We start from the raw sequence: 21,658 nt of genomic DNA, 5'->3' as shown, positions 1-21,658 counted from the left end.
ATGAGCATCGATCGACAGAACCCCGGCGAGCACGCTGCCTTCTGGCGCCGTGTCCTCAACAAGCCTGAGCCGGTGACCGCTGAGCGCAAGCCGACCCAGGCTGAGCGTCTCGCTGCGTGGTCGGCGCAGAACCGCCAGGACGAAGCCAAGGGCATGCAGACCCGCGCGGTCGTCGCGACTCCCGGTGCCGCCTACAAGGTCGGCGCCGAGCGCTTCGCAATGGACGGCACCCGCTGGAAGCGCGTCGCCTGACACGGAATTGCGCGGGGCGCCCTCACGGGCCTCCGACTCCGCGCCATTGAGGGCGACGCAGCCAGCCCAACAGCGACAAGCCAGCCTGTCCCTTGCCTCGAATGCCATGGACCCGGGGATCCGAAGGCCGGCGCAGCTGCACCCCGTCGACCAAGCGACGGATCATCGGAGATCGCGGCGGAGGGGTCACCCCGCTGCGATCTCCTCACCCGACAGCCCGGAGAGCCGCCATGGCCGATCCTACCCCGCCGAAGCTGACCGACAGTCAGCTCGCTGCCATCAACGACCTTGCCAACACGATGCTGAGCAAGGACCCCGGAGACGCTCGCAGTGTTGGTATGGCCGGCTGGCCCGCCATCGCCGACACGAAGGTGATCGACGGCCACACCATGCGATGGACCGGGCTCACATGGTCGCGCGCGGACGCGGTAGCCTGATCGTGTCAGTCGCCCCCACCACCGCCGCCACCGCCGTCTCCACCGCCACAGCTTCTGCCGTCGCTGGAGAAGCCGCCGTGCGAGCAGTCGTGACCGCTGTGGCCACCGAACGGGCTGGGGTCGGTGCCCGGTTGCGAGCTACCGCCCGACGCGTCCCAGTAGCCGCTGCCACTGTAGGTGTAGCCGACTTTCCGGGTCTTCTCTCGCGTCAACAGGTTGAAGACGCTGGCGATCAGTCCGACGGCCGCAAGAACCAGGATCGCGATCTCTATCGACTGCTTCTCATCCATCAGAACCTCCATCGGTTCGTCGGTCAGAGCAGTCTAGCACACGCGCCCCTGCAGCGTCGTGAGGACGCTGAGCAGGTGGGACCCAACAGGGATCTCCGCTCAGAGGATGCCTCGATGCGAGTTCCTGGGTCCTTCCGAGGGAGGGGGGAAGCCGAGGGTCCGCCCGAGCGAAGTTCTTGTCTAGGCGAGTTTTCCCAAAACCATGCAACACGCAACGTGCAACTCACGCAACATGGCAACAACTGAGACCAGAGCAGCCTTCGCCCGCCGTCATGGTGTGAACCGTTCGACGGTTGGCCGTTGGGAAACCAAGGGCAGCCTGGTGCTGACGGTCGACGGGCTGGTGAACGTCGAGGCGTCGGAGCGGTTGCTCGGCGGCCGGGCGGAAACCTACCGCGGCGGCAAGGCCAAGGGGCCGAGCGCTCAGAAGGTCCTGGCGAAGATCACTCCAGTTCTGGATGCACCACCTGCTCAGGATCCACTGGCGCTGGCGCACACCGGCCTCGCCGAGGTGATCCGCGCGATAGGCCCCTATGCCGCCCGGATGGCGGTGGAGTTCGGCGCGCCGCTGGAGGTGGCCTACGGGCTCGACCAGGCTGTTGCCGTCGAGGCTGATGGCATCGCAGCCCGGTTCCTAGCCCGGCACGGCCACCCTGACTCTGCCAAGGGCTACGGCACGCTGGAGAGCCTGGGTCTCGACTTCGTGGAGGCAGACTGGGTCGCACTCGCAGCAGCACGTGGCGAGCCGCTGAACCTCGATGCGCTCGATGCCTGGTTCACGGCCACCGATTACTGGCGCCCGCCCGCCGAGGCATCGGCATGACCGACCAGCCGTCACCCCAGCCCATCCCATCCAATGACCCGCCGCGCATCGGCGAGGTCCGCGAGCTGTTCGGCGTGCGGTTGCGCTGGAACGGCTCCCGCTGGGTGAAGGCTGACTGACCATGACCCGCGTTGCCGAGATCGCCGACTTTGTGCTCAGCACCGGCATCGGCGACACCGAGGCGGCCTGGAAAGCCGAGGTGCTGGAGACGATCGGCACGCGGTGGCCGGACGCCACCGCTGTAGAACTGACCGCGGCCTTTGAGATCGTGATGCTGGAGACCGGCACCGCCCTGCTGCGAGCAACCACCGATCAACTGAATGCCGGCGCGCTGGCGCCCCATAGGAGCGACGCCAATGGCCGATGAAACCTTGAGGATGAGGGCGGAGGTCGAGGATCGGTTTTCCGGACCGTTGAAGGCGCTCCGGTCGCAGCTTCTCGACACCAGTCGCCAGGGCGCCGCCCACGGCGAGAACCTCGCGAAGGGCCTGGGCAAGGTCGAGGGTGCAGCGCGCTCCGCCGGACAAGCGGCACAGACCGTTCTCAACCCTGCATTGGCTATGGTGGGCGTCACGAGCCTCGGCACGGGCGTGGCGGTGGCTGGCGTCGTGAATGCGCTGAACAGCTTGGGCAGTAGCCTGTCGAGCCTTGGTCAGCTCGGTCGTGAGACCGGCATGGCGGCGGACCAGTTGCGGATCTTTCAGAGCGTCGCCGGCAAGTTCGGCGTGTCAGGCGACGCTTCCTCGGCAGCTGCGAAGACCTTCTCGCAGAACATGCGCGACATCCGTCGCGGCGTCGGAGAGACCATGGGCTTTCTGCAGTCGCAGAACCAAGTGGTTGCCCAGTTCGCGATCAAGCTCAAGGGCACCACGAACAACGACGAAGCCCTCAAGATGACTGAGCAGTTTCTTGAGCAAATCCCCAACGCGGTGGATCGCGGTCGCTTCGCTGAGAAGCTGTTCGGCAACATGGATCTGGGCAGGCTCGGCGATAAGCACCTCGGTGCGATCCGAGACCTGAACGCCAAGACGGCGGAGAAGCTCGGACCGTTGGATCCGAAGACCGTCGAGTCCGCCGAACGGTACGAACGGGCGCTGAGCAACCTGCGCTCCTCAATGCAGCGGGTTGGTGTCGCCATCGCTTCCGAGCTGATGGTGCCGGCCGAGCGCTTCACCTCCTGGATGGACGACATCGCCTCCGGCAAGCGCAAGGCGCTGATCGATGGCCTGCGCCAGGGCATGCACGACATCGGCGACGAGCTGGGCAAGATCGATTGGAAAGCCGCCGGTCAGAGCGCCGAGCAGATGCTCACCAGCACCACAATGCTGGTGAAGCCGCTGGCCGAGAGCGTGAAGGAGATCGCGGCGGCGATCAAAAGCTTCAACGAGGGCAAACCGGCCGAGGCCATGCGCCACCTCGACGGCGGCAGCGGTCCGCTGGCTCGGCGGCTGGCGCCGATGCTGGGCGACGATGAGATCAACGCCCAAGAGAACGTTGATCGGCTGCGGAAGCTGCGGGATGTGTCGAACGAGGCGTCGCAGCACCTGATCGGCCGCACGCAACAGCGTATGGGCCTGATCGATAGCCCGGAAGCTGCTCAGCAGAAGCTCACGGCTGCAGAGGCTGAGTTGGCTCGTCTGAAGGGCCGCACGCCGGAGCAGCGGCAGAAGGATTTCGATGCTTCGTCGGAGCGGCTGCGCAAATCAATTGACGGACTGAGCGAGCAGCTGAAGAGCAAGCAGGACGCCACGGCTCAGAAATCGAGCCTGGACGCCGACGAACTGTTCGGTGGCGCACGGGTCCAAGCTGCCTCGCTCGGCGGCGCCAGTGTCTTTGGGGGGCCAGGCGGCAACCGCGCCGAGATGCGAGAGCGCTTCCGCCAGTATTTGATGCGGAAAATTCCAGGTTACGACGGTGGGGCAACGGTACCGACCGGGCCAGAGGGCAGGATTTCCGGCGTCGACGGTGGGACGCCTCGCATGCCTGGTATCGGGGGCGGATCTCCCATGCCATCGATCGGCAGCGGCAGTGGCTCCATCGTTACGCACGGGCACCGTTGGACGCCGGGCGCACGCACAGCCGAAGGCAAGGCCCGGGTTCAATCGTGGCTCGAATTCATGCAGCGTCCCGTTGATCAGGGCGGCGTAGGTGCAGATGCTGGGACTGCTCGCGCTATGGTCGGGACTATGCAGGGCGAGTCTGGCGCTGACCTAAACCCGAAAGCCGTTGGTACGGTCGGTGAGATCGGAACCGCACAATGGTATAAGGAGCGGGCGAACGCACTGCGGAGCAAGGCGGCCGGGATGCGCGTGCCTTGGTACGACGTTGGCGCCCAGCAGCAGCATTTCCGAGATGAAGTCATCCACGGCAGATATCGCGGTGTATGGCAGCAAATGCTTCGGGCAAAATCCGAAGACGAGAAAATGTGGATCGCGATCGATCAGTTCGAGAGTCCAAAATACAAAAAGAAAGCTTTCGATTTTAGGCTACCTAATTTGCGTCGACTACAGCAGGACGCCGCAAGCGGGCGCATGCCGGGCATGCCGCGCCCCGATGTTGGCCAAGCCGACGGCGAGGGCTGGGCATCCCGGGAGAAGGCTAGAAAGGCGTTCGAGGCGATGCAGAAGGGCGAGGGACGCCTCGATGCCTCAGCCGCCCGTGCCGGTGTCGTCGCCGGACCCAAGATCGAGAACAACGGCAGCGTCAGCGTCGTCGTGCAGCGACCGGGGCCGGAAACGAACGTCCGCACCTCCGCCTCCGGCAACCTCTTCAAGGACGTGGTGCTGCAGCGGGGTCGGACGATGGCTCCAGCGGGCGGGTGACAGTGTATGCTGCGCGTCTAAATCAAATGCGCGAAATCTTATTAAAATCCATTAACTATCTAATGATGCTTTCATGAACTGATTTCGCCTGAGATGCATGTATAGCCATACGGGTTCAACCAGTGGTTTTGGATCATGGGAAGGTACTCAATTTTTATCCGAGACATCTCTAAGGGTGACGCATGCCGTCCGCAGCTTTTGGCATATGACATCGACGATGGCCAAGATGCTCAATCCCTCGTTTCGGGCATCGCACGTTCGTATTCGGACCACGGTCAAAGGCCAGGTACTAGCGTACACTGGTTCCGTTATGAGGGTAGCGTTCACGAAATCTACGCTTGGGCGCAAGCGTGATTTCCGATTGGCTGCCGCTTCCTACAAGACGTGATAGGCTCGCCTCGGCCTTGGATCAAACCGCTCGGTCCTGAGCCTGCGGAGAGCCCGCCCGGCACCCTGCCGCGGCGGGCTTTTTTCGCCTTGCGAATGTATCAAATGGCGGGGCGGCAAATTGGCGAGGATGTAGGCTGAGGCTTCTCCTCAAGACCGACTTAGGCCCGCCCGGTCCTCCGGCGCGGGCTTTTTCTATGGGTCTTCAATGACGAGCTACGGCTGCTTGCGCTGCGCCGTAGGGTTTGGCGTCGAACTCGTGTCGGGCCCGACGGCGGGGCTGATGCTCGTGACGTATGACCAAGTGCCTCCTATGGCCAGGATCCCGGCGAACAAGGCTGCGAAGATGCCGATGAGTGCGAAGCGGTTCATGTCAGGGAGAAGGCGGCAACTCAGGGACTGATCCCATGGCGGGTGCCGCCGGTCCTTCTGCCGCAGGCGCGCACTCTGTTCTGATGACGCAGTGCTCGTGGGCCATGACTGCCGCTACCAGCTGCCTCTTCCGCGACGTGGCGCAGAACCACGGGCGGCAGATGGCGAAGGCGGAGTAGACGTCACGCGCCCAGATCTGTCACCACCGCGGGCTTACCCTTGCAGCTGGTGCTGGTAACGTTCTGACAGAGGTTCGTCCAACGCAGCGAACGTCCCTACCTTCGGCCCGCCCGGTTTACCGCGGTGGGCTTTTTCTTGCGCAACTTCGACCCTACTCAACCCAGCAGGCGGCTCTAAGTAGGCGCTACGGACAGCCTACGGTGCGATAATGGACACGCGCCTGCCTCCCAACGTGCAACCGATTGCTGAGGGCGCACATGCGCGGGCTATTGGCTTGCCGAAGGACAGCTGCCCATACCCAGCGAACTCTCCTGAACGGAAGGCTTGGTTCGAAGGCTACGATGGCACCCCCGCCGATGACGGTCCGGACTTGCCGATAGCCGATGCCTGACTGGCAAGGGCTGTGCGCATCCCGGCAGGATAGCCGCCGGGACGGCGGTGTCGAGGCCACGCGCTGGCGCTCCAGGAGGCGTAGCGGGCGGCGGTATGATGGAATGACGATGCAGAGCCGCAAACCTCTTACGTCGGAGGATTGTACTGCGACGGTCGGTGCGCAATGATCAATTTAGTATCAGGATCAACCACTTGAGCAGGAAACAATGATCTTTCGAGATGGATGTCCTTGATCGACGCTAGTTTTTTATCCCCTACAAGTTTTCCCATCTCCTTGCTGTGCCCAGCTTTTGGAGGAGATATTATCTTTATCTGCTTATTAGGAAATTCCTCAAGTACCATTTTTACCGCTGGCGTCAAGTCGCTATCACGACTTACAATAAATGCCTCGTCGTATTCATTTTTATAGGCACGATTGATAAGCCAGAGAGCAATATTAACGTCGGTCTCTTTTTCTTCATGGGCTACCCAACGGGCCCCGCAGGAGTTGCAGCGTTTATCTTTTGCTTTGAATTGACCCATCACGGGCGTTGTTCCGCAAGATTTCAAAGCCTCCACGTACTGTCGGTGACGTGCGCTCTGCTGCGGCAACCATGTAGCAATTGCAGAAAAGTAGAATATGGACTTTAGCTCGTGAACATGGGGGTCCATAAAGAAAGACGTAAGCTTTCTTAGGTCCAGCCATTTTAAATGCGGACGTTTTAAATTGTCCACCGCATGATATAGATTGAAACCATCTACGAAGCACTCAACGCGCCTTCGGACAGCCATTTATGGTCCAGAAATGAGAACCCCCGAGCCGTGGCCCGGGGGAGGCGCCGAGACCGAAGCCCCGGCGGGATCAACGTGAGTTTGATATGTGATTTCCCCGGACCGGGTAAAGCCCCCTGGTCATCAATTCGCGGAATTTTTCACCGGCATACGGAAATGCCATGCCACCCTCGGCTGTGTGGCTCCGCGGATTAATAACGCCATCGCCCCACCCTCAGCGCCGCTTCCACGAAGCGGGCGATGGATCAGAACACGGCTATAAGGGCGACTCCAGCGATCATGAGTACTCCCCCGACAAGCCGCCACAGGGTTGCCGGATGCACCTCGAAGCCTACCCATCCGAAGTGATCCAGCAGGATTGAGGTGACGACGCCAGCGGTGACCAGGAGCGAAAGGAACGCACCGGCACCGATCTGGCGGGCAATCAGGAGCTGCGTGATCACGACACCGCCGCCAAGCAGTCCTCCGAACCACGCCCACCATGGCATCTGCGCCAGTTCGACGTAGGTCGGCCATGCCAAACGCCGGGTCACCAATCCGATGATGAGGACGCTTAGCGCCGCTCCGATCCCAACGACGAGCCCGGCCGTGAGCGGCTGAGAAAAGCCTTTAGCCAGCGTGCTGTTCTGGCCAGGCTGCACCGCATTGGCGATCCCAGCGATCAGCACGAAGCCGTAGAGGTACCACATCGCCAAGATCCCATTCCGTGAGATCTCTAACTAGGGCTGTCGAGGCCGCTACTTCCCACTATCGTCGGCGGCATGTCGTCCTATGCCTCCGCCCCGCCTTCAGCGCCTCCTCTACGAGGCGGCGGATGACCTACCTCAGAGCGGCAAATACGCCGCATGCCACGAGTCCAGACACCAACACCATGAACGGGGCGTTCTCATACCCCGCGTAGCTGAGAAGCCTTGCCGAGATCGTCGCAAGGGCGAAGACGCATAGTGCCACCGCGAGCGTGGCGACACTCACTTCAGATAGCCCTTCGCCTTCAGGTACTCGGTGAGGATCTGGCGGATGGCCTCGGCCCGCGATGGTGGAGGCGTCGGCTGCTCCTCCCGCCAGCTTTCAACGGCGGCAACAAGCTCCGGCGGCATCCGGATACCCTGATGCGGCGTTACGCCGGTCGCTGGGCGACCGCGCTTTTTATGGGTATCAGGAATTGACATCCGCATGACTTCTTGGGTATCAGAAAAGCGGGCCGAGCGGAAGCTGTAACTTCCTCCCGACCCTAACCATCAACGCCTGGGATCTTCGCCGATGGCTACGCATGCCCATAGCACACGCACGCCCTTATTACCCCTGTCCCGTAGCCCTCAGCCCTTATTAGGCCAGGGGCTCGGCAGGCAGTCGGGCCCCGTCACCATCGCTCTCGCGGCCATGCAGGCTGCCGATCCGGATCGCCAGCGCGTCCGCGAGCTGCGCCGCCGGATCGCTGATCGCATCGAGGCGGACCTCGCCTTATTAGACGCCCTCGACGGCGACACAGACCTCGAAACCGACGAGGCTGACGGCCCGGAGGGCGACGACGAGCGCGAAGGCGACCCGGCCGAAGACGGCATCGGCGACTACGGTGGTTTAGCCGAACAGGTCGGGCTGGCCCTCTCGCGGAGGGCTTACGCATGAACAGCCCCGCCAACCGCCGCGGCTTCCTGCGCGGCCTCACGACGCTCCCGCTCATCGGCGGCGGCGTGACCCTGATCGGCGCACCATCGGCCGTCGCCGAGCCCCTCACGCCCGCGTTGCTCGACAGCTACGATGCATGGCTATTCTACGAGCGCCGGTATCTGCGGTTTCAGCGCTACCCTGGCGTCGACAGCGATCTCGGTTACGACCGCCGCTTCGTCATCATGGATACGGAGTCGGGAAAGCGCTTCGATTGGCTTGCCGTAGACAACGCGGGTGGGGCCTTTCACGACCAGCACCCCCATCCGACGGATCGAGCCGCTCTCGTTTTGAGCGCGGTCGGGTGCGACTGGCGGAGGGGCGACTTATGACCTCTTCCACCCGCCGCGCGACCCTCGGTGCCATCCTCACGGCTCCGCTCACAGGTAGGGCCATGACGGCCCCACCTGCCGGAACCCCGCTGGTCGCGCCGTCCGATCTCGCCCAATCCTGCGAGTGGGCGATCCAGCACCGCGCTTGGATCTGCAAGGCTGCGCTCGATGAGGACTGGGAGGACGACCGCCTAGATTTCGAGAGCGACCGACACGAGGCCGTCGTTGTGTGGGCTGCTAGCGAGCCCTCTCGAAGCCCGGCAGACTTGGCGGCCAAGGCTCGGCTGCTGCTCGACGAGTGGGCGAGTACGGGCCTGTTGAAGAGCACCAATGGGGACGAGCGGCTCGCGGCCACCATCCTGCAGGAGGTGATCGCGCTATGCGCCCCGGGGGCGGGCTAAGTCGAGCTTAGGGGTGGGTACTCAGTACCCCTCCCTGCGACGGGCTAAGTCGATGGGGTAACGACCCGTTACCCCACATAACATCCACGCCCGCCCGCTGGTGTCGCTTATCGAAAACGGAAACGGTTTCCGTTTTGTCGAGCAGCGTGGGGGTGGTGAAACGCCACCCCCTTCGACGCCCTAAGCGCTTCTTAGCCCGCCGGTTCAAGTCGCCAAGTTTGCCACTTGCTCGCCGAGGGTTCGCCAAGCTGGCGAGGGCTAAGGAGGTCGCGGATCGCTACTCCCTTGGCATCCACGCCCGCCCGGCGATTGACCAAGAACGATAGGCAGGCGTGGAGGTCGACCGCGGTCGACCCCTAGACATCGGGCTTGATTGCCTTGGAGGTCTCTAACCTATGACACGTACCGCTCGCGCATCCCGTGCGGTCGGCTCACTGCAAGAACTTACAGTGATAGCATCCACGCCCGCCCTTCGGTTCACTGGAGAGTAGACTTGAGAGCGGGCGTGGAGGTCGACGGGATGAGGACCGCCGACGCAGTCACCCTGCACAGATGCAGACAGATCTGTCCCTGTGACGGATGCGCTGCCCTCACGAACGCTGCTCGCGCATCCGGTGCGGGCGACAAGTCCAGTTGATGGACCCCTATGAGATCCAGCCGAGGACCGTCACCAAGTGATCGGCTTGGGCTCGGGTCAGACCGGAAGCGATAGCGGTGCCGTTGCGACAAACCGCATAGGTCCCGTCGGCGGACACACGAATTTTGATGGAGGCCATGGGGCGAGATCCGCGGTCGATCCGCGGTCGATGTCGAACGCTCGGGACGAGCGAGCACGGATGTGGCCTCGGCCTTCGAGCAGGAGAATGCGGCGGACGGCCCCAGGGCCAAGGTACTCCGCTAGGGCCTGAGAACGCCCTCACGAACGCTGCTTGTGCATCCGGTGCGAGCGGCTCAGCCACCGGAACAGACCGCGTCCATCTGCTACCGCTTTTGCTACCAAACTCGGTAGCACAGGCGGGGATGGAACGGGATGAGAACGAGGTAAGGACCCGAAAATGCCTAGGCGAGACAGGACTTTATCGGATCAGCTGGGAGACGGCAGGATGGCCGAAATCGCATTTCGAGTGCGGTGCATTCAACCGCTCTGCCACCTCTCCGCGAGGTGCCTCGACGAGACGGGCGGTGCGTAGCACGCGCGGTCGGGCTCCACAAGCGATGTCGACGCCCGGCGCCGCGGGTCACATCACCACGGTGATCGCCTGCGCGGCGCGGGTCAGGCCCGTGTAGAGCCAGCGGGCCCGGTGCTCGCGGAAGGCGTAGGATTCATCGAAGAGCGTCACCCGGTCCCACTGCGATCCTTGTGCCTTGTGAACCGTCAGCGCGTAGCCGTAGGTGAACTCGTCGGTCTCGCGGCGCAGGATCAGCGGGATCTCGTCGTCCGTCCCGGAGATCATCGCGCGCAGCACCTTGATGTCGGTGGCCTTCCGGCGCAGCGCCGGGTCGTCCTCCGGCACCACGTCGAGGCGGATCAGGTCGGGGCGCGGCGGCGCGCGCAGCGCCTGGACGGTCCAGGTCGAGCCGTTGAGCAGCCCCTTCACCCGGTCGTTGCGCAGGCAGACCAGCTTCTCGCCCACCGCCGGCATCGGGTCCGTGTGGCCGGCAAGCTCCCGGAGCCGGGCGTTGTAGAGGCGGCGCGTCTTGTTGAGGCCGACCAGCACCTGGTCGCATTCGAGCACCTCGGCCGGGTCCAGGGTGCGGCGCGAGACGACCCGGCTCTGTCCGTAGGTGCCGAGTTCCAGCCGGCCGCCTTCGCGGATGGTCATCGCCATGCGGACGATCGGATCGTCCTTGGCCTGCCGGTGCACCTCCGTGAGCATCACGTCGGGCTCGGCCTCGGTGAAGAAGCCGCCGCCGCGCACCGGCGGCAACTGCGCCGGGTCGCCGAGGACCAGGACCGGGCGCTCGAAGGACAGGAGGTCGTTGCCGAGGTCCGGATCCACCATCGAGCACTCGTCGATGATAATCAGGTCCGCCTTGGCGGCGGCACCGGAGCGGTTCAGCGTGAAGGTCGGGCCGCCCTCGTCGGCCTCCTTGGTGCGGTAGATCAGCGAGTGGATCGTCGCGGCGTCGTGGCAACCCTTCTGGCGCATCACGGAGGCCGCCTTGCCGGTGAAGGCGCCGTACACCACCGCGCCGTCGACATCCTCGGCGATCCGCCGGGCGAGCGTGGTCTTGCCGGTGCCGGCATAGCCGAACAGCCGGAACACCTGCGATCCGCCCTCCCGCCGCCACGCGGCGATCGCTTTCAGCGCCGCGTCCTGCTGGGGGGCGTAGGCGGCCGGCAGCCCCGCGCTCACGGCCAGCGCACGGTGGGCGGCATCGACGACAGGATCGAGGCGACGTTGCCGCCGGTCCTCAGCCCGAAGATCGTGCCGCGGTCGTAGAGCAGGTTGAACTCCACGTAGCGCCCGCGCCGCACCTGCTGCTCGAAGCGGTCCGCCTCGGTCCAGGCCGTGCCGACGTTGTCGCGGACGATCTTCGGGTAAGCCTCGAGGAAGGCCCGGCCCACGTCGCGGGTATAGGCGAGGTCCGCCTTCGGATCACCGCTCCAGAGGTAATCGTAGAAGATGCCGCCGATCCCCCGGGGCTCGTCCCGGTGCTTGAGATGGAAATACTCGTCGCACCACGCCTTGTAGCGGCCGTGGTCGATGCCGTGGGCCGCGCAGGCGCGCTCCAGGCAGGCGTGGAAGTGGCGGCTGTCCGGATCGTCCTGATTGCGGCGGCGCTCCAGGACCGGGGTCAGATCGGCGCCGCCGCCGAACCACGCCCGCGTCGTCGCGACGAACCGGGTGTTCATGTGCACGGTCGGCGCGTGCGGGTTCCACGGATGGGCGATCAGCGAGATCCCGGTGGCGAAGAAACGCGGATCCTCGGCCGCCCCCGGCATCTGCGCCCGGAATTCCGGGGCGAACTCGCCGTGCACCGTCGAGATGTGGACGCCCGCCTTCTCGAAGACCCGGCCCTTCAGCATCGCCATGACGCCGCCACCGCCCGGCCGGCCGGTGTAGTCGGTGCGGTTCCACGGAGTCTTCTGGAAGGTCCCGGGCCCCTCCGGCGCGTCCGGGTGGAACGGCCCCTCGGCCTCCGCCTCGATCGTCTCGAGGGCGTCCAGGATGCGGTCGCGCAGCGCCTCGAACCACGCCGCGGCCTCGGATTTCATGGCCGTGACATCGGCGTCTGAGGGAGGCGCAGACAGGGCTGCGCGCGCATCGTCCGGCATCGTCATGGCAGAGGCTTTCCCACCGCGCCGGGCTTACGTCAATCAACCTGGACGGGACGCGGGCGCGCATCGTCTCCAGGCGCCGCCGGCTCGTCTCCAGGCGCCGCCAGTTCGTCTCCAAGCGCCGCCGGCCGCTCGCCCACCGGCTTGAGCAGGCCGGTGGCGGTCGCCACCAGCGCCCCGTCGGCGCCGCGGATCTCGGCCTCGCAGAAGATCACCGACCGCCCGGCCCGGGTCACGCGCCCCTCGGCCGACAGGATCCCGCGACCGGGGGCGAGGAACCGGGTTTGCATGTCCAGGGTCACCACGGGACGGCCCGCCCCGAGACGGGCGGCCGTCCCCAAGGCGACGTCCAGCAGGGTGCAGAGCACGCCGCCATGGGCGATGCCGAGGTTGTTGGCGTGCTCCGGCCGCAGGGCGAGGCGCAGGCGGGTGCGGCCCTCGCGCACGTCGAGGGCTTCGATCCCGCAGAAATTCACGAAGGGAATGTGGGCCCCGAAGATGGTGCCCGGTTCTGTCTGCTCGTCCACGCCGATCGCCCCGTTTCTCGCCCCGCCGGCCGGTTATGGCCCGGATGGGCGCTTTGTCCCAGGACCCAGATCCGCACCGCCCGGGTCGCACCCGGATGCCGCCGGGCCTGCGCGCGCGGGCTTCGGCAGAGACCACGGCACGCAGAACAGCCGGGCCGGCAGGCTACGGGACGAGTTGTCAGGCGTCTTGTCAGACGGAAGTCGGATCTTTGCAGACGAAGGACCCGGCCCGGCCAGGCCGGAAGGCGTACGGACGACGCCCCGTGAGACCCGAGCTCGTGCAAGAGCCCGTTGCGGCCATCGGGTTTCTCAGCCGACGATTTCAGCTCCACCGATCGCTTGAATAATATGCGTGTTCACGACCGAGGGATTGTGTACGGAAATCCTAGACGACGACTTGATTTTGCTGCAAAGACGATAGAACCGTCCCACCACCACCGGATAGAGGGAATCATCGATGGACGACAACACTCCTGAACAGCAGCAGACCTTTATCGAGCAGGCCTCGGACATCGTCTCGGCGTATGTCTCGAACAATTCGGTTCCCATCAGCGAGCTGCCCGGACTGCTCGCCGGCGTGCACGCGGCCCTCGCGAAGCTCTCCGCGCCCGCCGCCACCGTCACCGAGGCGGCCGACAAGCCGACGCCGGCCCAGATCCGCAAGTCCGTGACGCCGGATGCACTGGTCTCCTTCATCGACGGCAAGCCATACAAGACGTTGAAGCGCCATCTCTCGCGCAACGGTCTGACGATCGAGCAGTATCGCGAGCGCTTCGGACTGCCGCGGGACTATCCGTCGACGGCCGCGAGCTATTCGGCCCAGCGGTCCGAACTCGCCCGCAGCCTCGGCCTCGGCCAGCAGCGCCGGAAGTCGGCCAGCGCCGCTCCCCCCGCCGCGGAGCCCGCCGCGGAGGCGCCCGCCGAGAAGCCGAAGCGTGCGAGCCGTCCGCGCAAGGCCAAGGAAACCGCCTGATCGGACGCCCTCTGATCCGGCTCACCGAACCGGCGCGGCACGCAACCTGCGCGTCGCTCCGTCAGGCGAAATCGGCGAGATCGTCGGCGACATCCCCGGCGGCGATCTCCGTCTCAGCCTTCTCGCGCTCCGCCGCGTCGCGTCCTGCCTCCGGGGCGGGCCAGGTCCGATCGTCGGACCGCTCGGCCTCCGGCGCGCCTGCGCCGTCCGGCCCGTCGACGGATTGATCCGGAACCCTGCCCGCCATGTCGCCCCTCCCCGGCCGCCCGCGCGGCTGCGGGGCCAAAGCGCCGGGCGCCCGACCCGTTCCACGTCGGCAGGGCCGGCGCCGTGACAGCCCCCCCCGATCGCGATGCCGCCCGTCCTCGGATCGGGGACGATCGATGGGACGACGGCGTGGCGCATGCGGCGGCGGCCGGGCCTCCGGAGGCACGCGGGCGGGGCGCGCCCGATGTCGGACCTGCCATCCGGCGCGGAGGCGAGCCGCCGCGACCTGCTCCCGGCCCCGCTCCTCGGCTCTCTGCTGCGCCTCCGGGCGAGTGCGGCAGGGGCCAGCCGGCCCGACCCGGCGCAGGCGGCCATCCGCGGGCCCGACGAACCGCCGTGGGTCGCGTCGCAGGATGAATCCGAGCCGAGCGCCGCGCGCTCACCCGCGATGGCGATGGCCCGGACCTCGACGGAACGCCGATCCCCCGGCGGCCCGACGCCATGAGCGCCCCCAACCCGACACGACCGACCGGTCCGGCCTGATCCTGGCCGGCACGGGGCGGTGCAACGGCGGGGGCGGATTGCGCCCCCGCCGCCTCCCGCCGCCTGCGGTCCCGGGAAGGCCGTCGGCTTCGCCCGGCGCCGACTGCGGGACGGCGCCGGGCGCCTGTCGCCGGCTCAATCCGGGCAGCCGGGCCGGCGACGGCCTGAGGGCGCGGGAGCGAGGGGGCGCGGTGCGGCGCGGCGCGTTGATCGCCCGGGAGCCTCGATCGGGAGCAGGGTTTGGCTAATCGCTACGGACTGGAGATCCGCGCCGCCGCGGCCTCCGACGCCGCAGGTCTCGCGGAGTTACTGGGCACGACGGACGTTCCGGTCGGCACCGCGGATCTCGCGGCGCGGATCGACGCCCTGCAGCGCAGCGGCGGCACCGTGCTCGTGGCCGTGGAATGGGGACCACCGAGCGGCCTCGTGGCGCTCGCGCCGGTGGTCACCCTCGGCGCAGCCCGGCCGTTCGGGCTGATCACGACCCTGGTGGTCGGAGCCGAATCCCGGCGCAGGGGCATCGGGCGGGTGCTGCTGAAGGCAGTGGGGCGGGCCGCGCGGCAGGCCGGCTGCGACCGGCTGCTGCTCAGCGTCGAGCCGGAACAGGCGGACCTGCACGCCTTCTGCGCCGCGGCGGGTTTCACCGCGGAGGGTCGGATGCAGGCGCGGCCGCTGCTGAAGCGGGGATCCGCGGAAGCTTGAGATCCGCGACATCCTGGCCGCAGCCGACCGCGGCCGAACGGCGTTGACGGATGAGACGGGAGTTCCATCGATGACACTGCGATCCGAGACGCCACCGCCCCCCGGGAACCTGACGGTCGAGCCGCCGCCGGATTCCGAGACCCCGACCTCGGCGCAGCTCAAGGCCGACATCGACAGCGGCCGCACGGCCGACAAGACGCCGCACATGGATGTTGGGGCCGCGCCGCTCGGCACCTGCGAAGAGGCTGGCGGGACGCCGCCAACCTCGCAGGAGGTTCGGCTGGCGCGTCAGAACGAGCGGGCGCCCTCCGAGAAGGCGGCGGCCGGCTACGTGCACCAACGGCAATCCTTGGTCCTGCCGGTCTATGCCGGCTTCATCGTCCTGGCGGCCGTCGGGCTCGGCCTCGCGCTGTGGCTGACGCGGTGAGACTGCCGTCGGGAGACTGAGGCGGACAGATCGGTGCAGGCGGCGACCTCTGCGGCGCGCGAAGCGGGCCGGTGTCGGGCGGACCGAGATGGGGATCCCGCACGCGCCGTCCCGGAACGGTATCCGGCGGCCGACGATGATGCAGGACGACACGGTCCTTCGCGGGACGGTTTAAAGGTCGATTCACGCCGATGCGGTTAGCGTAGCCTTACTGCAGTCCTGCGTAACCCGATCCTCCATGCCCCCATCCGTCGATGCTCCGCCGGACCTGTCCGGGCTCCTCGAACTCTCACGCATCGAGAATCTCGATCTGAAGCCGGTGATTCTCCGGGTTCAGACCGACCTGTTCATCCGTGCCCCGGGTCGGGACCGGAGCGCGGTCGAGATCTTCGAGTCCCTGGCCTGCGGGTTGATCCCCACCGTGGACGAGGAGACCGCCCGGGTAGTCGCCGGGAAGCTCGCCCCCTTCCCCGAAACCCCGCCGGCGGTCCTGGAAGCCCTCGCCCTCCGCGGCGGCGGCGCCCGCGACGCTGTGGTGGAACTGGCGCCGGCCCTGAGCCAGCGCCTGATCGAAGCGGCCCTGGCGGAGGGATCCGACATCGCCGCCCGCATCGCCACCCGGGCCGGGCTGAACCGCGAGGCGGTGGAGGACCTCGCCCGCGAGGACCGGCCGGAGATCGACCTCGCGCTCGCCGCCAACCGCGGCGTCGTTCTGCGCGGAACCGCGCTCGCCCGGCTCGTGGGCCGGGGCCGCAGCGCCGCCGACCTCGCACGGCTTCTCCTGATCCGCCCCGACGTCTCGGCTGCCGACCTCGCGCCGCTCTACCTGCACGCCGATCCGATGCGCCGGGCGGTGATCGGCCGGACCGTCGAGGCGACCGCCGCCTTGCGGCCCTGCCCGCCTCCGCCCCGGGACCTCGGCGAGACCCTCATGGGCCTGTCGGCCGCCCACGACGTGGCGGCCTTCGTGGCGGCTCTCGCGGATGGCCTCGGCGTGCCGCGCGATTTCCTCACCGTGGTGGGCGATCCGGGGGCGCGCTACGACCTCCTGACGCTCGGCCTGCGCGCGGCCGGCCTGCACGAGGAGGAGGCGGTCTACATCTTCCTCACCCTCAACCAGGGGGTGGCACGCTCGGCCGAGCGCGTGGCCGATCTCGTCCGCCTGTTCCGCACCGTGACCCGGCCGGCCGCGCGGGACCTGATCGCCGCGATCCTCGACCGTCCGCTCGACGAGCGTGGGCGGAGCGAGGCGCACCAGCCGCTGCACGGCCCGGAAGCCAAGCCGCGCCTGGGCGGGGAGCGCGTGGCCGCGCAACGCCCGCCCCTGCCGCTGCGGGCCCGGGCGGCGGCCGGCGGGGAGACGAGCTGACATCCTGTCCGGCCGATGGCTTCGGCGCCGCAATCCTCGCGGCCCGACCGACGCGGTCCGGACGGCGCCACGCGGACCGACGGGGGGTCGCCCCGGGTCGCGTCGCGCGATGGCGGCGAGGGACGCGTCAGCGGACGGGATCGAACGATCCGCCGACGCGCGGTCTCAGCGGGGCTCGATCCCCCGCCACGCCGGCTGCCGGTCGGCGTCTTCCAGGGTGTCGGTCGAGGGTGGCTCGGCGGCGCGTCGGCTCAGCTCCGCCATGAGGCCCCGCGCCAGCACGGCGCGCATTGCGCGCTCGCGGGTCTCGGTGGGGACGGCGTCGAGGGCCGTCTGGGCGGTCGGCAACGCGCCGGCCAGCCTGCGGGCCTCGGCGGCCGGATCCGCGCCGGTGCGCATCAGCGCGAAGTACGAGAGCACGCCGATCACCAGCGCGGCGCGCAGCAGGACAGTCATCGGACGGTTCCTCCGCTCGGTGTCGAGCGCGAGAATTCGACCTTTTTCGTGAACCGGGCCTCAACCGCGCCGGGCTTTCGCGCGCCATGGTGAACGAAGCTTGCCCGGACGCGGCTGGTTACCTCTCCGAAAGCATCCCGACCATTCGGACAAGATCCGCAACACTCGTTTAAGCCGGCTCTGCGACCGTCCGGAAGTCGTTCGAAGTGGAACCGGAGGCGCGACGGATGCGGAAACGCATACTCGCGGCGCGTGCCAACCTTGACCATTAAAAATGTCCTGACTTCCTTGATCGACGACCGTCTCGCCGGGCTCGTCCACGAGTCCGCGGCGGACGATGCGGCCACCCGCGCGCGCCACCAGCGCTTCCTGGTCTCGCGTCTCGCCACCGGCGCGGTGATGATGGTCGGGCTGCCGCCCTTCCTTCTCTGGCGCGGCGTGCCCTCCGGCATCGAGGTGCTGGTGATCGCGAGCCTGCTGCTTCCCGTGCTGGCCGCCGTCCTGCTCGCCCGCACTGGATCCCTCTGGCTCGCCCACGCGGTCTCGTCGGCGGGGCTGACCGGCATCGTCGTGGCGCTGGCGAGCGTCACCGGCGGCGGCGCCTCACCGGCCGCCGTCTGGCTGGTGGCGATCCCCCTGGAGGCGCTGGTCTCCGGCTCGCTCCGCGCGACGGTCGCGGCCTCCGTCATGGCCGTCCTCGGCGTGCTCGCCGTGGTGGGCCTCGATGCCTGGGCCGTCGCCCTGCCGGTGATGGACATCTCCGCCGTCTACGCCCTGCCGGCCTTCGCGATCACGGCCATCGGCCACGTCGCCGCTCAGGCCCTGGAGCACAGGCGCAACGAGGGCGCGTGGCGCGAGCGGCTGCGCGACAACGAGGCCCGCGACCGGCTGCTGCTCTCGGCGATCGACGATCTGGTGACCTGGCACGACCGCAACGGCCGCGTGCTGGAGGCGTCGGACTCGGCGGTCCGGCTCGTCGGCAGCGACCCGGGGCGGCTGCGCGGCCACGGCCTGCTGGAGCGGGTCCACGTGGCCGACCGGCCGGCCTTCCTCAAGGCGGTGAGCGACGTCGCCGCGAGCGGGCGTCCCGCCACCCTGCCGCTGCGCCTGCACGTCGAGCCCGAGGCCGGACGCGCCGACGGCGCCAACCTGATCCATGCCGAGATGCGCGCGCACCGCATCGTGCACGGCCCGCACGATTCCGCCATGGCGGTCGTGGCGGTGACGCGCGACATGACCGAGCACCACCGCCACGCCGAGGAGCTGGAGCGCGCCCGCGCCGAGGCCGAGCGGGCCGACGCGATCAAGGGTCAGTTCCTGGCCAACGTCACCCACGAGCTGCGCACGCCGCTCAACGCCATCATCGGCTTCTCCGAAGTCCTGGCGGGCGAAGGCGCGATCACCCTCGGCCCGGACCAGGCGCGGGACTATGCGGGCATCATCGGCGCTTCGGGCCACCACCTGCTCGGCGTCGTCAACACCCTGCTGGACATGAGCCGGATCCAGAGCGGCAACTTCGACTGCGCCCCGGAAACCTTCGACGTCGCCGGTCTCCTGCAGTCCTGCTGCGACCTGATGCGCCTGAAGGCGGACGCCGCCGGCATCACCCTCACCGCGGCGGCGTCGGGTCCGGTCGAGATCACGGCCGATCCGGCCGCCTGCCGGCAGGTGCTGATCAACCTCGTCTCCAACGCCGTGAAGTTCACCCCGCGGGGCGGCCGGATCGACCTGTCCCTGCGCCGCGGCGCGGACAGCCTCGACATCATCGTCGCCGATACCGGCATCGGCATCGGCGCGGACGACCTGCCCCGGCTCGGCACCCCGTTCTTCCAGGCGGGCAGCGGCGGCTACAAGCGCCCGCACGAGGGGACCGGGCTCGGCCTCTCGGTGGTGCAGGGCCTGGTCGGCCTCCATGGCGGCGCCCTGCTGATCGAGAGCGCGCCGCAGGCCGGTACCGTGGTGACCGTCACGCTGCCCCTGGTCTGCCGGGCGGCCTCCGCGTCCAACCCCGCCCCGATCCGCACGGCCGTGCGGGGCGCCCCGGCGCCGCGCCGCGTGGTGCGCCTGCCCCTCGGCCTGTTCGACGCGGAGCCGAGCTCCGCCGCGCTCCCCGCCGGTCCGGTCCTGCGCCGCACCGGCTGAGCCCCCGATCCCCCGTAAGGAGACAGGATGTCAGGATACCGCGAGATCATCGTGCCGGGCGAAGCCGGCCGGGCGCGCCCCTCCGCCCCGCGCCGGGCCGCCGCCCACGGCGACTGGCGCGCCGTCCTCGTGGGTGCGCTGACGGCGACGGGCGCCACCTGCCGGAACAGCCCGGACGCCGTCCTCAGCAGCCTCGTGGCGCTGGGCGCGGCGGGCTTCATCTGCGTCAACGCCCTCGGCTATCAGGCGGGGCGCCATCCCGCGCCGATCCTGCCCAAGCTCGCCCAGAAGGCGCCGGCCCAGCGTGAGGCCGCGCCGGCCGTCAAGGAGCCGGTCCGGGAGGTGGCGCGGGATACGGCCAGGGATACGGCCAGGGATACGGGGCGCCCCGAATCCGACCGGGCGGCGGCCCCGGTCAAGCCGGCGGCCCGGGACGCGATCGCCGACCTGATCCGTTCGGAGGAGACCACCGCGTCGGTGACCCCGAAGGCGTCCCTGCCGCGACCGGCCGCCAAGCCGGCGACCAGGGACGGCGCGAAGGACGGCGCGAAGGCGGCCAAGCCCGAGAAGGATGCGGATTCGGTCCTGCAGGCCCAGAAGGCCCTGTCGAAGCTCGGGTACGCGATCAAGCCCGACGGTGCGATGGGCCCCGGCACCCGCGCGGCCATCGAGAAGTTCGAGCGCAGCGCCAATCTGCCGGTGACCGGAGCGGCGACGGGCCGGACCCTGCGCGCGTTGGTCGTGAAGGCCGGTCAAGGCTGACGGGCCCGGCCGGGGGTCTCGGCCGGAGGCCTTGGCCTGAACGACCCGGGATGGGCCGGCGACCCGACGCGCGACCCTCCGGACGAAGCGGGGGATCGGTGTGCCCGCTTCATTGCCGGGCGGAGGCCCGCACCGGGCCGGCTCGGCCGTGCGATCCCGCTGCGGGCCCCATGCAGGCCCCATGCAGGCCTAGTACTGCGTGCCGGTGAAGCGGCAGATCGTCTTGCAGCGCGGACCGCCATTGGCCTGCCAGGATTTCGCGTGGCCGATCGAACCGGTCATGTCCTGGGTGGGATTACCGCCCGGCCGCAGGACCACGATGTTGCAGGCATCCTGCGGCGTCCGCTGGTAGCGCGGGCAAGATGCGGAATCGCGGTTGCCCAACAAATCCATCAGCGTCTCCGAACGGGCGTGGGCCGACGGCGCAACAACGGACAGGCCAGCGAGGATCAGCGTGGCAAGCGAGATCATTCTCCGCATCGGAGCGCTCCTTAAGTCATCGTGATTTGCAAATTCGGGCGCCCTTTGCTCAGTTAATCATCAAACAATACTGCAGATGTGCGCTGACACACATCGATAAGATCTTTTTTAATCCCAAGAAATACCAAATATTTTTGCGGAATATTTTGCGCGCCGAGCCGTTGCATGCGGATCGGGCATTCCCGCGCGCACGAGGTTGCTCGCCCCGGCGCTTTCGCGCATGGCGAGAGCCGCACCGCTTCGAACCCGCAGGGTTCAGGTCCGACCGCCGCGTCGGATTGCCCATCCCGGGGCGATCCGCATCTCACAGGGCCACAGACGCATGCGCCTGCGTTCCGATTTCTGGGTCTCGGCCCATCTGCGGCGGCTGGATGTCGTGAGCATTCCGGCCGTGCTGCGACGGCGCGGGTCCGCGGAGGCTGGCGCGATCTTCGTGAAGGTCGACCGGCTCGACGGCAGCGCCGACCTTTACGGACCGGCGCCGCAGGCCCTGTTCGAAGCCGAGGAGAGCGGCGACCGCCGCTTCGCCGCCCTCGTCTCCGGCGGCAGCCCCCTCGACGTGGAGGAGCGCCTGACCAAGGAGGTCCGGTTCGATTCCGATCTCTGGATCATCGAGATCGACGACCGCCAGGGGCGGCACTTCCTGGATCTGGCTGAGTGAA

Annotated in this window: 27 protein-coding genes and 1 tRNA gene; 17 read left to right on the top strand and 11 right to left on the bottom strand. The window is 67.7% G+C overall.

What is annotated here, in order from left to right:
• On the top strand, positions 1-252 hold the full coding sequence (locus tag MKK82_RS10220; RefSeq protein WP_243985522.1) for a hypothetical protein: 252 nt from the start codon (positions 1-3) through the stop codon (positions 250-252).
• Between the two features lie 230 nt (positions 253-482).
• Entirely contained in the window at positions 483-689 is a 207-nt protein-coding gene (locus MKK82_RS10215; protein WP_243985520.1) for a hypothetical protein, read from the top strand.
• Positions 690-694: 5 nt separating this feature from the next.
• Here the strand turns inward: MKK82_RS10215 and MKK82_RS10210 are convergent, their stop codons facing one another.
• A complete protein-coding gene (locus tag MKK82_RS10210) occupies positions 695-979 on the bottom strand; it encodes a hypothetical protein (RefSeq protein WP_243985517.1) in 285 nt (94 codons plus the stop codon).
• A gap of 232 nt (positions 980-1,211) precedes the next feature.
• Between MKK82_RS10210 and MKK82_RS10205 the strand changes: the two genes are divergently transcribed.
• The 5 genes from MKK82_RS10205 to MKK82_RS10190 all read left to right on the top strand — a co-directional run bounded on the left by MKK82_RS10205 (position 1,212) and on the right by MKK82_RS10190 (position 5,954).
• Complete coding sequence (locus tag MKK82_RS10205) at positions 1,212-1,802, top strand: hypothetical protein (protein WP_243985516.1); 591 nt, start codon at positions 1,212-1,214, stop codon at positions 1,800-1,802.
• On the top strand, positions 1,799-1,921 hold the full coding sequence (locus MKK82_RS33880) for a hypothetical protein (protein ID WP_279602907.1): 123 nt from the start codon (positions 1,799-1,801) through the stop codon (positions 1,919-1,921). Before MKK82_RS10205 ends, MKK82_RS33880 begins: the two co-directional genes overlap by 4 nt.
• 2 nt (positions 1,922-1,923) lie before the next feature.
• A complete protein-coding gene (locus MKK82_RS10200; protein WP_243985515.1) occupies positions 1,924-2,169 on the top strand; it encodes a hypothetical protein in 246 nt (81 codons plus the stop codon).
• On the top strand, positions 2,159-4,624 hold the full coding sequence (locus tag MKK82_RS10195) for a phage tail tip lysozyme (protein WP_243985513.1): 2,466 nt from the start codon (positions 2,159-2,161) through the stop codon (positions 4,622-4,624). Before MKK82_RS10200 ends, MKK82_RS10195 begins: the two co-directional genes overlap by 11 nt.
• Positions 4,625-5,771: 1,147 nt before the next feature.
• Positions 5,772-5,954 (top strand): Rmf/CrpP family protein, encoded by a 183-nt coding sequence (locus MKK82_RS10190; protein WP_243985511.1) that lies wholly within the window; start codon positions 5,772-5,774, stop codon positions 5,952-5,954.
• Positions 5,955-6,082: 128 nt separating this feature from the next.
• On the opposite strand, the gene MKK82_RS10185 is transcribed toward MKK82_RS10190, so the two are convergent.
• The 3 genes from MKK82_RS10185 to MKK82_RS10175 form a co-directional block, all read right to left on the bottom strand.
• Positions 6,083-6,727 (bottom strand): NYN domain-containing protein, encoded by a 645-nt coding sequence (locus MKK82_RS10185; protein WP_243985509.1) that lies wholly within the window; start codon positions 6,725-6,727, stop codon positions 6,083-6,085.
• 245 nt (positions 6,728-6,972) lie between these two features.
• Complete coding sequence (locus MKK82_RS10180; RefSeq protein WP_243985507.1) at positions 6,973-7,416, bottom strand: DMT family transporter; 444 nt, start codon at positions 7,414-7,416, stop codon at positions 6,973-6,975.
• Between the two features lie 279 nt (positions 7,417-7,695).
• Positions 7,696-7,896: a ribbon-helix-helix domain-containing protein gene (locus MKK82_RS10175; RefSeq protein WP_243985505.1), complete on the bottom strand. Its 201-nt coding sequence runs from the start codon at positions 7,894-7,896 to the stop codon at positions 7,696-7,698.
• Positions 7,897-8,107: 211 nt separating this feature from the next.
• Between MKK82_RS10175 and MKK82_RS10170 the strand changes: the two genes are divergently transcribed.
• Genes MKK82_RS10170 through MKK82_RS10160 form a run of 3 tightly spaced genes read left to right on the top strand, consistent with a single transcriptional unit; the run spans position 8,108 to position 9,125 of the window.
• Complete coding sequence (locus MKK82_RS10170) at positions 8,108-8,353, top strand: hypothetical protein (protein ID WP_243985503.1); 246 nt, start codon at positions 8,108-8,110, stop codon at positions 8,351-8,353.
• Complete coding sequence (locus MKK82_RS10165; protein ID WP_243985501.1) at positions 8,350-8,724, top strand: hypothetical protein; 375 nt, start codon at positions 8,350-8,352, stop codon at positions 8,722-8,724. The genes MKK82_RS10170 and MKK82_RS10165 overlap by 4 nt, the downstream gene beginning before the upstream one ends.
• On the top strand, positions 8,721-9,125 hold the full coding sequence (locus tag MKK82_RS10160; RefSeq protein ID WP_243985499.1) for a hypothetical protein: 405 nt from the start codon (positions 8,721-8,723) through the stop codon (positions 9,123-9,125). Before MKK82_RS10165 ends, MKK82_RS10160 begins: the two co-directional genes overlap by 4 nt.
• A gap of 1,090 nt (positions 9,126-10,215) precedes the next feature.
• Here MKK82_RS10160 and MKK82_RS10155 read toward each other — a convergent pair.
• The 4 genes from MKK82_RS10155 to MKK82_RS10140 form a co-directional block, all read right to left on the bottom strand.
• A tRNA-Ser gene (locus MKK82_RS10155) sits at positions 10,216-10,282 on the bottom strand.
• Positions 10,283-10,363: 81 nt separating this feature from the next.
• Positions 10,364-11,482, bottom strand: coding sequence for an ATP-dependent RecD-like DNA helicase (locus tag MKK82_RS10150; RefSeq protein ID WP_238285980.1), 1,119 nt, complete (start codon positions 11,480-11,482; stop codon positions 10,364-10,366).
• On the bottom strand, positions 11,479-12,411 hold the full coding sequence (gene hemF / locus MKK82_RS10145) for an oxygen-dependent coproporphyrinogen oxidase (protein WP_238285979.1): 933 nt from the start codon (positions 12,409-12,411) through the stop codon (positions 11,479-11,481). The genes MKK82_RS10150 and hemF overlap by 4 nt, the downstream gene beginning before the upstream one ends.
• Positions 12,412-12,443: 32 nt before the next feature.
• On the bottom strand, positions 12,444-12,935 hold the full coding sequence (locus MKK82_RS10140) for a PaaI family thioesterase (protein ID WP_238285978.1): 492 nt from the start codon (positions 12,933-12,935) through the stop codon (positions 12,444-12,446).
• Positions 12,936-13,392: 457 nt separating this feature from the next.
• Here MKK82_RS10140 and MKK82_RS10135 point away from each other — a divergent pair, with 457 nt between their 5' ends.
• Positions 13,393-13,908, top strand: coding sequence for a MucR family transcriptional regulator (locus MKK82_RS10135; RefSeq protein ID WP_238285977.1), 516 nt, complete (start codon positions 13,393-13,395; stop codon positions 13,906-13,908).
• Positions 13,909-13,969: 61 nt separating this feature from the next.
• On the opposite strand, the gene MKK82_RS10130 is transcribed toward MKK82_RS10135, so the two are convergent.
• Positions 13,970-14,155 (bottom strand): hypothetical protein, encoded by a 186-nt coding sequence (locus tag MKK82_RS10130; RefSeq protein ID WP_238285975.1) that lies wholly within the window; start codon positions 14,153-14,155, stop codon positions 13,970-13,972.
• A gap of 743 nt (positions 14,156-14,898) precedes the next feature.
• Here MKK82_RS10130 and MKK82_RS10125 point away from each other — a divergent pair.
• The 3 genes from MKK82_RS10125 (at position 14,899) to MKK82_RS10115 (ending at position 17,156) form a co-directional block, all read left to right on the top strand.
• Complete coding sequence (locus MKK82_RS10125) at positions 14,899-15,360, top strand: GNAT family N-acetyltransferase (RefSeq protein ID WP_238285973.1); 462 nt, start codon at positions 14,899-14,901, stop codon at positions 15,358-15,360.
• Between the two features lie 70 nt (positions 15,361-15,430).
• Entirely contained in the window at positions 15,431-15,787 is a 357-nt protein-coding gene (locus MKK82_RS10120; RefSeq protein ID WP_243985497.1) for a hypothetical protein, read from the top strand.
• Positions 15,788-16,025: 238 nt separating this feature from the next.
• Complete coding sequence (locus MKK82_RS10115; protein ID WP_238285971.1) at positions 16,026-17,156, top strand: DUF2336 domain-containing protein; 1,131 nt, start codon at positions 16,026-16,028, stop codon at positions 17,154-17,156.
• A 165-nt stretch (positions 17,157-17,321) separates the two neighbouring features.
• Here MKK82_RS10115 and MKK82_RS10110 read toward each other — a convergent pair whose 3' ends face one another.
• Positions 17,322-17,612, bottom strand: coding sequence for a hypothetical protein (locus tag MKK82_RS10110; protein WP_238285970.1), 291 nt, complete (start codon positions 17,610-17,612; stop codon positions 17,322-17,324).
• Between the two features lie 252 nt (positions 17,613-17,864).
• On the opposite strand from MKK82_RS10110, the gene MKK82_RS10105 reads away from it, so the two are divergent.
• Together MKK82_RS10105 and MKK82_RS10100 are read left to right on the top strand one after the other, a co-directional pair.
• Complete coding sequence (locus tag MKK82_RS10105; RefSeq protein ID WP_238285969.1) at positions 17,865-19,754, top strand: sensor histidine kinase; 1,890 nt, start codon at positions 17,865-17,867, stop codon at positions 19,752-19,754.
• Positions 19,755-19,781: 27 nt separating this feature from the next.
• Entirely contained in the window at positions 19,782-20,516 is a 735-nt protein-coding gene (locus MKK82_RS10100; protein WP_243985495.1) for a peptidoglycan-binding domain-containing protein, read from the top strand.
• 189 nt (positions 20,517-20,705) lie between these two features.
• Here MKK82_RS10100 and MKK82_RS10095 read toward each other — a convergent pair whose 3' ends face one another.
• Entirely contained in the window at positions 20,706-20,996 is a 291-nt protein-coding gene (locus MKK82_RS10095) for a hypothetical protein (RefSeq protein ID WP_238285967.1), read from the bottom strand.
• Between the two features lie 322 nt (positions 20,997-21,318).
• Here MKK82_RS10095 and MKK82_RS10090 point away from each other — a divergent pair, with 322 nt between their 5' ends.
• Positions 21,319-21,657, top strand: a complete 339-nt coding sequence (locus MKK82_RS10090; RefSeq protein WP_238285966.1) for a DUF1491 family protein — start codon at positions 21,319-21,321, stop codon at positions 21,655-21,657.
• The last annotated feature ends 1 nt before the right edge of the window (position 21,658 follow it).

The sequence above is a fragment of the Methylobacterium sp. E-046 genome (genome assembly GCF_022829625.1).
Taxonomy (GTDB): Bacteria; Pseudomonadota; Alphaproteobacteria; order Rhizobiales; family Beijerinckiaceae; genus Methylobacterium; species Methylobacterium longum.
This window is presented reverse-complemented; position numbering and strand designations above follow the sequence as displayed.